The 12,790-nt window shown below is 33.2% G+C and carries 10 protein-coding genes; 7 read left to right on the top strand and 3 right to left on the bottom strand.

Annotated elements, in window-relative coordinates:
- The first annotated feature begins 237 nt into the window (after positions 1-237).
- Positions 238-918, top strand: coding sequence for a hypothetical protein (locus STERM_RS15420; protein WP_012862555.1), 681 nt, complete (start codon positions 238-240; stop codon positions 916-918).
- Positions 919-991: 73 nt separating this feature from the next.
- On the top strand, positions 992-1,777 hold the full coding sequence (locus STERM_RS15415) for an EFR1 family ferrodoxin (protein WP_012862554.1): 786 nt from the start codon (positions 992-994) through the stop codon (positions 1,775-1,777).
- A gap of 199 nt (positions 1,778-1,976) precedes the next feature.
- Here STERM_RS15415 and STERM_RS15410 read toward each other — a convergent pair whose 3' ends face one another.
- Positions 1,977-3,752 (bottom strand): ABC transporter ATP-binding protein, encoded by a 1,776-nt coding sequence (locus tag STERM_RS15410; RefSeq protein ID WP_012862553.1) that lies wholly within the window; start codon positions 3,750-3,752, stop codon positions 1,977-1,979.
- Positions 3,749-5,470, bottom strand: a complete 1,722-nt coding sequence (locus STERM_RS15405; RefSeq protein ID WP_280109828.1) for an ABC transporter ATP-binding protein — start codon at positions 5,468-5,470, stop codon at positions 3,749-3,751. Before STERM_RS15405 ends, STERM_RS15410 begins: the two co-directional genes overlap by 4 nt.
- Before the next feature lie 398 nt (positions 5,471-5,868).
- Here STERM_RS15405 and STERM_RS15400 point away from each other — a divergent pair, with 398 nt between their 5' ends.
- The 3 genes from STERM_RS15400 to STERM_RS15390 all read left to right on the top strand — a co-directional run bounded on the left by STERM_RS15400 (position 5,869) and on the right by STERM_RS15390 (position 8,126).
- Positions 5,869-6,099 (top strand): hypothetical protein, encoded by a 231-nt coding sequence (locus STERM_RS15400; protein WP_012862551.1) that lies wholly within the window; start codon positions 5,869-5,871, stop codon positions 6,097-6,099.
- On the top strand, positions 6,099-6,929 hold the full coding sequence (locus tag STERM_RS15395) for a polysaccharide deacetylase family protein (RefSeq protein WP_012862550.1): 831 nt from the start codon (positions 6,099-6,101) through the stop codon (positions 6,927-6,929). The genes STERM_RS15400 and STERM_RS15395 overlap by 1 nt, the downstream gene beginning before the upstream one ends.
- A gap of 225 nt (positions 6,930-7,154) precedes the next feature.
- Positions 7,155-8,126: a helix-turn-helix domain-containing protein gene (locus STERM_RS15390; protein WP_012862549.1), complete on the top strand. Its 972-nt coding sequence runs from the start codon at positions 7,155-7,157 to the stop codon at positions 8,124-8,126.
- A 37-nt stretch (positions 8,127-8,163) separates the two neighbouring features.
- Here the strand turns inward: STERM_RS15390 and STERM_RS15385 are convergent, their stop codons facing one another.
- On the bottom strand, positions 8,164-8,595 hold the full coding sequence (locus tag STERM_RS15385) for an META domain-containing protein (RefSeq protein ID WP_012862548.1): 432 nt from the start codon (positions 8,593-8,595) through the stop codon (positions 8,164-8,166).
- Positions 8,596-8,764: 169 nt separating this feature from the next.
- On the opposite strand from STERM_RS15385, the gene STERM_RS15380 reads away from it, so the two are divergent.
- Positions 8,765-10,045 (top strand): class I SAM-dependent methyltransferase, encoded by a 1,281-nt coding sequence (locus STERM_RS15380; protein ID WP_012862547.1) that lies wholly within the window; start codon positions 8,765-8,767, stop codon positions 10,043-10,045.
- Positions 10,042-12,612, top strand: coding sequence for a metallophosphoesterase (locus STERM_RS15375; protein ID WP_012862546.1), 2,571 nt, complete (start codon positions 10,042-10,044; stop codon positions 12,610-12,612). Before STERM_RS15380 ends, STERM_RS15375 begins: the two co-directional genes overlap by 4 nt.
- The last annotated feature ends 178 nt before the right edge of the window (positions 12,613-12,790 follow it).

Below are 12,790 nucleotides of genomic sequence, written 5' to 3'. Positions count from 1 at the left end.
ATGAAAAGCATAAATACAGCTGGGTGATAACTTATTTTTAACTGCTGTTTTGCCGCTGAAAAAATCATCTGCAATATAAAACAGAATGCTGCAAGAATACATAAAATAGAAAAAATATATTATAATTATCTTGTTTTTGCTGAGAAAAACGACTACAATATAAAATAAGAATATATAAAATAGAAAGTATAAACTTTAATAATTTATTATAATCAAATCATTCTGGAGGTTTTTTATATGTTTAGTATTAACAATGACTGGAATCCCAAACAGACAAGGTTAAGGGACATTATAAAAAAAGAGGGGGATTTTCAGGAAACGATTGAGCTTTGTCTGAAGCTTCATTCAATAGTTCATATGCCTGAGGTTTCTGGAAGCGGGGAGTATTCTTTTTTGGAGGAAGTCTTATCTGGTGTAAGCGATGATGGATTTAAAAACTATTCTTCGTCATATAAAGGAAGAACAATGGCTTATAATATCTGGCATATAACCCGTATCGAGGATATATGTGCCAATATTCTTATCGCTGATGATGTACAGGTAATTAATACAGATAACTGGCTTAAAAAAACAAAAAGTATAATAACTGATACTGGAAATGCACTTACTGCTGAAGAGATAGCAGAGTTCAGCGCGGCAATAAGCAGGGAAGAATTAATGAATTACAGAGCGGCTGTGGGAAAAAAAACAAGAGAAATCATAAAGAATCTTACATTTAAGGATATGAAAAGAAAAATGAACGATAAGAGTCTCCAGAGAATTCTGGATGAAAAAGCTGTTTCAGAAAAGCCGGATGCTGTATGGCTTGTGGAATTTTGGGGGAAGAAAACGGTAGCAGGGCTTTTGCTGCTCCCTATTACACGACATCATGTAATGCATATAAACGACTGTCTGAAAACAAAGAAGAAGATAAAATAATTCAAAATAGCTTTATGTCTATACTGAAAACTAGAGAATTTTGAAGTTTTGGAAGATAAAGAGGTGAAGAGAAATGGAAAGAAAAATAAGAGCGGTATATTTTAGCCCTACACACGGCACTAAAAAATTAACTGTAAAAACAGCAGGAAAGCTTTCGGATATTTTTGAAGCAGAAACAGAGGAAACAGACCTGACGTTGGTCAAAGAACGCGTAAAGGAAATAGAACTAGGTGAAAAAGATATTCTTGTATTTGGTTTCCCTGTATACGGGGGACGTATTCCTCTGCTGCTTGAACCGGTAATAAAAAAAATAAAAGGAAATGGTAATCCGGCAGTTATTATGGCAGTATATGGAAACAGAGATTTTGATGATGCAATATTAGAGGCAAGAGATATTTTTACTGAAAAAGGATTCAAAGTGGTTTCAGCAGGGGCATTTATAGGTGAACACTCGTATACGAAAAATGTAGGAACCGGACGACCCGATACAGAGGATCAGAAGGAAGCAGAAGAGTTTGCTGTAAAAACAGCCGAAAAAATAAAAAATGAAAATGATGCTGAAATACTGGAGGTTTCTGGAAATAAACCATATAAAGAAAGATCGGCAGGAATAGTAGCAGCACCTGAAACAGGAGAAGCATGCTATGATTGTATGAAATGTGCAAAAGAATGTCCGGTTTCAGCAATAAGCTTTGAAAATCCGAGAATAGCAGATGCAAATAAGTGTATTCACTGCTGTGCATGTGTAAAAGCCTGTCCTGTGAAAGCTAAATATTTTGATAATGAAATGATGAAAAACTTTTCAGTAATGCTCGAAACTAAATTTGCTGAAAAAAAAGAAAATATAATATTTATATAAAATAAAACAGGTTATTCCGAGTTATGCGAATAATCTGTTTTTATATTCATTTTGTGTAATTACAGCTTATCTTAAGATATGGTCAAATTGGAAGTCAGAGCCGTAAAATATAAAAAGAACAGATACATAATAATTCTGGTATCTGTTCTTAAAATTTTTATATTTTAATTTTTAAAAATTATCTTTTTGAAAAAATAAATTATTCATCCTCTTCAAACTGGCTGTTATAAAGCTTTTCATAAAGACCGTTGTTTGCCAGAAGAGTTTCGTGTGTTCCCTGTTCTACGATCTGTCCCTGATTCATAACCAAAATCAGATCAGCATCTCTTATAGTAGATAAACGGTGTGCAATAACGAAGCTTGTACGTCCGTTCATTACTTTTTTCATGGCTTTCTGAATAAGGACTTCAAGTCTTGTATCTACAGAGCTTGTAGCTTCATCAAGAATAAGAAACTTAGGATCTGCAATAACAACACGTGCTATAGTCAAAAGCTGCTTCTGCCCCTGAGAAATATTGCTTGCTTCTTTATTAAGAACCATTTCATATCCGTTTGGCAGTGTTCTGATAAAGTGGTGTACATTGGCTGTTTTGGCGGCATCGACTACTTCATATTCCGTAGCATCAAGCTTACCAAAACGTATATTTTCCGAAATACTTGCATGATAAAGCCATGCATCCTGCAATACCATACCAAACAGAGAACGAACGTCAGAACGTTTCACATCTCTGGTATCCACACCATCTATTTTTATTGAACCGCTGTCTATATCGTAAAAACGCATAAGCAGATTAATAAGTGTAGTCTTTCCTGCCCCCGTAGGACCTACTATAGCCACTGTCTGACCGCTTTTTACCTGAAAACTGAGGTCTTTTATCAGTTCATTTTCTTTATTATAACTGAAATAAACATTTTCAAAACTTATATTTCCTTCAACTTTTTCAGGAAATAAAGCATTTTCAGGTTCAGGAGCTTCTTCCTCTTCGTCGAGTATTTCAAAAACTCTTTCCGAAGCGGCTCCCGAGCTTTGTATAATTCCTGTAAGCTGTGTGATCTGACTGATCGGCTGATTTATAAGCCAGATATATTGTATGAACGCCTGCAGTCCGCCTATTGTCATAGTACCAAAAATAACGAAATAACTTCCCAATACAGCCATACTGGTATAAGACAGGTTAACAACCAGACCTACAAGGGGATTTATAAGTGCAGAGCTAAAAAGTGCCTTAAAAGAAAAACCTGCAAGTCTGTGATTTATATTTTTAAATTCTTCCAGTGTGTCATTTTCTTTATTATAAAGCTTAATAACAGAGAATCCTGTATAAGCCTCCTGAACATAACCATTCAGGTTTCCCAGTGAATTTTGCTGCTCTTTGAAATATTTCTGGGATTTTTTTATGATAACCTTTGATATTATAATAGACAAAGGTATTATCAATACAGCAATCAAGGTCATAGGAACAGATAAAATAAGCATCATAATTAATGATAATATGATTCCTAAAATGGAAGTAACAACCTGTATAAGACTTTGCTGAAGTGCATTGCTTATAGTATCTACATCATTTGTAATTCTGCTCAGAATATTTCCCTGCTGGTTTCTGTCAAAATATGAAATAGGCAGTCTGTTTATTTTTTCATCAATATCAGTTCTCAGATCTTTCATACTTCCCTGTACCACATTAGTCATAAAAAAGCTTGAAAAATATGTGGCAAGCTGATTTAATAAGCCGATCACTAAAGTTATTATGATTATTTTACCGACATACGGGAAGTTAACTCCGGCTCCTTCTATGCCTTTCAGCATATCGGCTACATTGGAAGCCATTTCTGTAACAGCAAGTCCTATGATAAAAGGAATGAGCGAGTTAGCTGCGACAGCAATGACAGTAAGCAGCAATGACAGAATAAAATATCCCTTGTAAGGAGTTATATATTTTCCGAGACGTTTTAAATTTGAAATAATCTTTTTCATTCCAATTCCTCCTTTGTAAGCTGTGATGAGGCAATATCATAGTAAATATCACAGGTTTTCAGGAGCTCTCTGTGTGTTCCTTCTGCAACAACATTTCCTTCATTTAAAACCAGTATTTTATCTGCGTTCATGATTGTGCTTACACGCTGTGCAACAATTAACACAGTAGACTCTTTTGTGATGCTGTTCAGAGCTGTACGCAGTTTTACGTCAGTCTGATAGTCAAGTGCAGAAAATGAATCATCAAAAATATAGATATCAGGTTTTTTTACTATGGCCCTTGCAATGGAAAGTCTCTGCTTCTGACCGCCGGACATGTTGCTTCCGCCTTCAGCCAGAAATTCATTGAATTTATCAGGTTTTTGATTTATGAAATCAAAGGCCTGTGCTGTTTTAGATGCACTTTCAATTTCCTCCTGAGTAGCGTCATGCTTACCATAACGGATATTTTCACTGATGGTTCCTGTAAAAAGGAGGGCCTTCTGAGGAATAAATCCGATTTTCTGACGCAGAAAGCTTAGATTATAATCTCTGATATCTTCTCCGTCTATTATTATTCTTCCTTTGGTAACATCATAAAATCTGGGTATAAGCTGAATAAGCGTAGACTTACCGCTTCCCGTACTTCCAATGAAAGCTACTGTTTCACCGGGTTTTGCACTAAAGCTTACATCTCTCAAAATTGGCTCGTCACTGTTTCCGGGATAAGCAAATGTTACATTTTCAAATGTTATATATCCATGTGTTTTTGATTCTGTAATTCCGTTTATATTTTCAGTCACTCTTGGAACCCTTTCAAGGATTCTTTCTATTCTGTGAGCTGAAACTGCAGCTCTCGGGTACATCATGAAAACTGTAGCAAATAGCATAAAAGAAAACAGAGCATGGAAAATATATTCGATAAATGCTACAAGCTCACCGACCTGAAGCTGTCCGAGATTAATCTGACTGGCACCAAACCATATAACTATAGCCAGTATAATATTAAAGATAAAAGAAAAACCGGGCTGAGGTACAGCCATAAGTTTAAACAGTTTTTTTGAAGTTTCGGAATATATCTTATTTATCTTTTCAAAACGGCCTTCCTGAAACTTTTCATTTATAAATGCACGTATTACCCTTAATCCTGTGAGATTCTCACGGAGATTGGTATTGATATTATCCAGCCCTTTCTGCTGTGCTTCAGATAAAGGGGCAGAAAATTTTCCTATAAGGATAACTCCCATAAGTAAAAACGGTACTGCTAAAATAACACTCACTGAAAGCGAGGGGCTTTTATATATAATCATAACAAAGCTGGCTATAAACATTAAAGGAGTCACCATTCCCATACGAAGCATCATCTGCATAAAAGTCATTACCTGAAATGCATCATTTGTAGTAGCTGTAATAAGATACGAGATACCAAAGTCATCATATTCTTCATGAGAGAATTCCTGTATTTTAGCAAATACATCATCACGCATGTCTCTTATTACACTGGTAGAAATTTTACTTCCGCAGAAAGCAAGCAGAATAAGCCCGATAAGTCCGGCAAAACAAACAGCAAGCATCCAGACAGAAGTCGTTTTTACTACTTCAAAGTCTTTGGGAACAAGACCTTTGTCAATTATTCTGGCTAGAAGTGTAGGAAGTCCCAGCTCAATAAGAATGAAACTAAATACACATAGAAAATTTAAGAAAATATAGTTTTTGTACTTTTTTGCATAACGCCACATTAAGTTCAAGTCTTTTCCTCCTTAGTTAATATATTTTATTTAAAAAAGAGAATACCCGTCGGCATCCCTTTATATAAAAAATTTAGTTATATTGTAATATAGAAATAACTCTTTTATCATAGTATTATACTAAAAATAGAATGAAAAGTCAAAAAATATCTTTTATATTTGAAATACGGTTAATTTTTTTAGAATTTTTTTAGAAAAAAATTAAACATTATATATAAGTAAATAAAATATTCAAAAACAGAAAAAAATTATATATGTTTTCCGGGAAGATTTACGGTCGTTTATTTATAATGCATTATATAAATTGGAATCATAACAAAACATAATTGAAAAAATTTTAAATAGATGATACTATTCAAGTATGTAAAATTGTAATTCAAGGAGGAAAAATGAAAAAAGTAGTGGTAACATTGTTAGCAGTAGTGATGATTTCAGGAGGAGCTGAATATTATTCACATTTTGTAGTTAGTGTAAAAAAAGGTGCCAATGAGAAAGAAGTATCAAAATTACTTGCCGAGAAAAAAGAAAAGGAAGAACAATTCAAGCTCACAGAGATAAAGCTGAAAAGATTTGAAGATGAGAATAAAGATCTGAAAGAGCTGAAAGAAGGTAAAAAGTGATGAAAAAAGTAATAATCTTTCTTATGTTGGCAGTAAGTATTTTTGCATTGGGAGATGCAGGACGTATTTTACTTAACAATAAAAAAACTGTGGATAAAATAAAAGGCTTAAAAACAGAAATTGCAGCACTTGATAAAAAGGAAAAAGAGACTAATGACACATTAGTAAAGCTTGAGGAGGAAAATAAAGCATTAAGGTCAGAGCTTTCAGAGCAGCTGGCAAATAAAAAAGTGGTTTATCTTACATTTGATGACGGTCCTACACCGCAGAATACAGAAAAAATTCTTGCTATTCTGAAAAAAAACAACATAAAAGGCACTTTTTTTGTAATAGGACATAATTCCGATATGTATAAGAGGATAGTGGAGGAAGGTCATACAATAGCACTTCATACATATTCTCATAATTATAAAGAAGTTTATGCATCAGAAGAAGCATTTTTTAAAGATTTGTATAAAATTCACGATGCAGTAATGGAAAAGACAGGGGTAGATGCGAAGGTTACCAGATTTCCCGGCGGTTCCAGCAATGCAATAGTAAAAAAAGCTACACTTAGAAAAATAATAGACCGATTAAACGATGAAGGATTTGTCTATCAAGACTGGAATTGTGACAGTACTGATGCAGCAGGGAATAAACGTCCTGTTGATGTACTGGTAAAAAATGCCACAAGCTGTAATGCAACAAAAATAAATCTGTTAATGCATGACAGTGCCGCAAAGATGACTACGGCAGATGCACTGCAGCCGATAATAGATTCTTACAGAAGCAGAGGATATGACTTTGAAGAGCTTACAGTTTACAGTCCAAAATTTCAGCACAGAAAATAAATTATTGAAATAAAAGAAACTGCCGATATACCATCAGGCAGTTTTTTCTTTTAAAAAGCTTAATAAAATAATAAAATTAATTGGATTATAAATAAAAAGTTAGGCATAAATAACTTGACAATTGACTCAAATCGGGTATATTAGTAGGGGAAAGAAAAATTTCCGACTATAAAAAATTATTATAAAAATTGCCTTTAGACGAATATAAAGCTTGGAGGTAAAATTATGAAAAACTACTGTCAGCAATATCTGAAATCTCTTAAACATATGGTGGATGAAGTGGATATAGGTTTGACGGAAAGGGAATATCATGTATTAAATGGTGATGAGAAAATAAATATCATTCACCAGATAATGTGTGAAGGTGTGGAGTTACTTAAGGTAGAAGCCAGGTTGAAGAATTATTGTGAATATAATAATAAAGATTTTGAAGACTGTTTAATAATCCGTTTTTTAAAAGAAGGGGTAATGACGGTAAAATATCCTGATGAAGAGAGCTACAGTCTGAAAGCGGGAGAGCTGTTTCTGAGTTACGGCGGAAAAGGCTCGACAGAAGTACTTATACCTAAACCGGATACAAAAATAAAACTGCTTATATTAGTATTAAGTAAGGGGTATCTTGAAAATTTTCGCGAAGACAAAGAAGTAGAGAAATGTGTTCGTTATTTAAAAGAAAATCTGGTTCCCAACGAAAAAAAATTCATAAGAAATACTCAGGAAAAACTTCTTAATATTCTTGATCTGGTAATGAGATATGAAGCGAAGTGGGGAAAGAAATTTTTTGCCTTTTCCAAGGTAAACGAGGGTATGGGCGGTATAATAACAGTTTTTATGAAGACTCTTATTGAAATAGACAGTCATGACAGCGATGTATTTGAAGATGTTGTGGATTATATGGAAAATAATTATAATGAGTCTGATCTACTGGCAAAAATACACAAAAAGTTTTATATGAACAGAGGAGAATTGAGTAAAAAATTTAAAGAAAAGACCGGAATGGGAATGCATGAATTTCTTAAAAATATTAAGCTTGACAGAGCCTACAGTATGCTTAGAGATGACGGACTGAAGGTATCGGAAGTAGCAAATCTGGTCGGCTATGAAAATTATGGTTATTTTTCACAAATTTTTAAAAAACACTACGGGGTATATCCGTTGGAGGTGAAAAGTAAAAGAAATATTAAAAATAAAAAATGATCTAAAGCTATAGAAAGCTAAAAACCATTTTATGGAATTACTGACTGACTTTTTGAAAAGTCAATGTGTCAGTATCAGATTCGATTTTAAGGGTATTGTTAATAATTTTGTAACTTTTAATATCATTTAATGCTTTTAAATATCTTCCTTCCAATTTCATAAGCTCTTCAGGTCCTGCCATTAGAGTTCCGGCTATTCCTTTCGTAGTAATCTTGCCATTGTTAACTGTATATGAACCGAAGAATGAATTGATTCCAGAGGAACCATTTATTGAATCAGCACCGATATTCAGGGTGAATTCTCCAAATCTTTGTCCGTCAGGCTTTGGAGGGATCTTTTCTCCTGATATGTCTACTAATTTCCATGAAGTATTCTCAAGTGAGGAGATGTTATTTTTTGAGTTATTTGCAGTGCTGCTGCAGCTGAAAACCAGTAAAACCGAAATAAATAAAAACAGTAATCTTTTCATTTGTTGCCCCGCTTTCTTTTTAATTATAGTTATTAAAGTATAGCATAATAATCTTTGAATTTTCTTATTTGAAACATTTATCTGAAAAAAATCAATGATAAAAATAGATTAACAGGGGTAATTCTGTTATAATAGATTATTAGTATACAAAGAAAGGAAAAGAAGAAAAATGGCAATTATGCAGTTAAGATCAACAAATCCCGATTTTTCATTTCTTATAAAGAAGAATCCGGGAAATGGTATGATTTTCAGGGAAATCAGAAAGGGAACAGCATACGGCTGGTATTCGGATGATGAGACATATAATATTTATTTTAAGGATGCAGATAACGAAATCTCTTTTAAACAATATCCGGACGAGGATTTTGAATACTTGAATTTATCCAGATATAATTCGCCGCTGATTCCTCTGAATATGTTAACAGAATTTTTGGGAAGTCTTGTAAAGAAAGATAATGTGCAGGATACGGCAGGCTTTAAACATACTCTTATGATAAATATGATACATTTACAGAGAATACATTATATAGAATTTTTTCAGAAGCATTTCAAAGATTTTGAATTTAAAATAGAGGAAATATCAGATAAAAGTTATAAGCTTCTGATCACCACCGAAAGAACACTGGAGGATCTTGTTCATGTCAGCAGCGTACTGTTCTTATTTTTTGCGATGTTTGGAAAAGAATATATTGATATTCCGGAAAGCATGCTGAAAAAATATATAACATCGCTCCAGATAATAGATGCACCTTTTTATATAAGAAATCTGTTTGTTCAGAATTTTCTTACTTCGAGAAAAAGATTCAGGGACTTCAAGGCTGAGCTTGAAAAGAGCGAAAGATACGGAATAAGATTTGAGTTTGGAAATACTGCTTATCAAAGGAGAGAATTTATAAAAGGAAAACTGAAGTTTGACAAAAAAATTATAGATATAGGGTGCGGAGAAGGGTTTTATGCACTGAGCTTTGCTAGAAATATTGAGCATGAATATATAGCGGTGGATATTGATGAGACACTTCTCGAGAGAGTACGGAATAATGCAGTGAAAAGAGAGCTGGATAATATATTTACTTATCCGTCGCTGGAATCATACATTGAAGATTATGACGGAGAGTTAAGCGATGTTATTCTGACAGAGGTAATAGAGCATATGCCTTTGGAAGAGGCAGGGAATTTAATAAAATCCATATGCCGTAATATAAACTTTGAAACTTTGGTAATCACTACCCCGAATCAGGAATTTAACAAATTTTATGAACTGAATGAAGAATTAAGACATGATGATCATAAATGGGAATTTGGAAAAGAAGAGTTCAAAAGCTGGATTTCCGATATATTGGAAGAAGCAGAAATTTCATATGTGGAAATAGGGGACAGTGTAGACGGGCTTTCTACCACACAAGGGGTAATAGTGAAAAGAATATGGAACAACAGGGAGGAAAACAGATGAATATAAAAACACAGCTGCATACGATTTTTTTACTTGTAGGTCCCACGGAATGCGGAAAAAGTACTTTTGCAAAAAATATACTTATCCCGCAGCTGGAGTATTCTCTTCCTGAGAAAAATTTTTATGCCAATGTGCAGTATCTGTCATCAGATGTCATAAGACAGGAAATATTGGGCTATAATTATGATAAATATGATGAAATAATGATGGAATCAAGCGGGCAGGCTTTCCGGCTTTTGGAGGAAAAGCTGAAGATGGCAACATCATATCCTGTGAACGCAGAATTTATAGTGGTGGATACGACAGGACTGTCTTTGGAATTCAGAAATAATGTAATAGAAACAGCCAAAAAGAACCATTATAATATAGAAGTCATTGTTTTTGACTATAAAAACAGAGATGAATATTATAAGTCAGAAAGAAGCAAAAAAGTAATAACCAAGCATATCCAAAGATTGAAAAAGGAGGTTCTTCCTTCACTTTCAAGGGAAAATTACGGTCAGATACACAGAATAAAAGAAAAAATAAACAGAACAGAAGATTTTCAAATAGAGATTACTGATCTTGAAATTTATACAAAATGTCTTCTTGATGAAAAAATAAAATACATAATAGTCGGAGATGTTCATGAATGTGTGGATACTTTGATAAAATTAACGGAAAGCTACGGATTTTATCAGGACAACGGAAAAATAAAAATTTCTGACAGTGTAAAAGAGGAAACAAAATTTGTTCTGCTTGGAGACTGGATAGATAAAGGAAAGAAGACCAGAGAAATCACAGAATTTTTATTTGAAAACCGAGAGCATTTTATACTTTTGAAAGGGAATCATGAAAATTTTGTATATAATAAGATAAAGGGAAATATTAAGGGTGTAGAAAAGGAAATAATGGATAATTTTTTTGATTCTATTCCTGTTTTTGAAAAAGACAGTGAATTATTCCAAAAATTTGAAGAACTATTTTTGGACTCAAAGCCTTTTGTAAAAAGAATAGGCTTTAAAGGGGCTTCCTTTATAGTGACACATGCACCGGCAAAAGTCAGATATCTGGGGAAGCTGGATAATAAATCACAAAAAAAACAGAGAGCTTTTAGACTGGAAAGAGAAAAACCGACAGAAGAACAGCTGAGTTTTCTTGCAGAAGAAGCTGTCAGAAATAATCCTTATCATATATTCGGACATATAGCTGCCAAAAATGCTTTTTCCATAAAAAATAAATGTCATATTGATACAGGAGCTGTGTATAAAAACAGGCTGACATCAGTGGTAATAAACGGATTCAAACCTATATACAGCAGTGCGGCTTCATTGGAAGGAAATGATTCGGAAAAGCTTGAGACTTTATTTAGCAGGAGGAAAAATGTAAATATAAATGAATTATCTGAAAATGACATATACAGATTAAATTATATTGCAGAAAACCGTATAAATTTTATTTCCGGAACAATGTCTCCGGCAGATAAAGATATAAACAGCGGTAATCTCGAGTCCTTGGAGAACGGACTCGGCTATTTTATCGAAAACGGTATTGATAAAGTAGTGCTGCAGCCCAAATATATGGGCTCACGCTGTACACTATATCTGTCTGCAAAGCAGGATCAGTGTTTTGCAGTAAGCCGTAACGGATATAAAATAAAAAGTCTGGATCTGCATGAGATATACAGCAGTATGAATGAAAAATTTGCTGATTATATGAAAAATAACAAAATAAAAATGATGATTCTTGACGGGGAATTAATGCCGTGGACTGCTCTGGGGAAAGAGCTTATAGATATGAAATTCAAACCAATATCAAAGGCACTGGAGCTGGAATTAAAATTTTTGAAGGAAAATAATTTTGAAGACGAGCTGCAGAAAATAACTGAAAAATATTATAAAACAGATTTTAAAAAAGATCAGACCGTGATTTCAAAAAAAGAGCTGATAGAAAAGTATGGAAATTCAGTTTATCAGAATTATAAAGTAATAAGCAGTATTGAAAAAAGCCGTGTTTCTCTTGAAAAACATATAGAGGCCGGGGAAATTTACAAAAAACAGGTAGAGTTGTACGGAACTGAAGGAAAGATTTCCTATAAACCGTTTGATCTGCTGAAAATAATATATGAAGACGGAACAGAAGAGATTCCTGAATGGAAAACATCTGAAAAGTATAAGTTTCTTACAGATGATGAATATGTGTTAATAGATCTCAAGAATCCTGACAGTCTTAAAACAGCCGGGGAATATTATAATAAAATGACAATAGACAGGAATATGGAGGGGATAGTAATAAAACCGGAAATAATGAAAAAAGGAAGAGCACCTTATATGAAGGTAAGAAATTCTGAATATTTATCTATTATTTACGGATATGATTATATGTTCCCGCATAAATATGAAAAGCTGATAAAACAGAAAAATATAAGAAAGAAACTAAAAGCCTCTATAAATGAGTATGAACTGGGACAGGAGCTGTTAAAAATTCCTTTTTCAAAAATAAGCACTGATAATGCAGATTTTAGACAGATAGCTGCTAATCTGCTGTTTGAAGTTTCTCAGGAAAAAGATATAGATCCAAGATTATAAAAATAATTAAATATAGCGGAACCAAAGAACAGACACAGAAAAAACTGTTGATTTTCTTACGGTTCCTTTTTTTATTGGCATAATAAAATTCAAAATTTTAAAATTTATTTTGTTCTTATATAATATTTGTTTTATATTTTTATTTGATTAAAATATTTTATTTTTAAAATCATAAAAT

The organism is Sebaldella termitidis ATCC 33386, assembly GCF_000024405.1.
Lineage (GTDB): Bacteria > Fusobacteriota > Fusobacteriia > Fusobacteriales > Leptotrichiaceae > Sebaldella > Sebaldella termitidis.
This window is presented reverse-complemented; position numbering and strand designations above follow the sequence as displayed.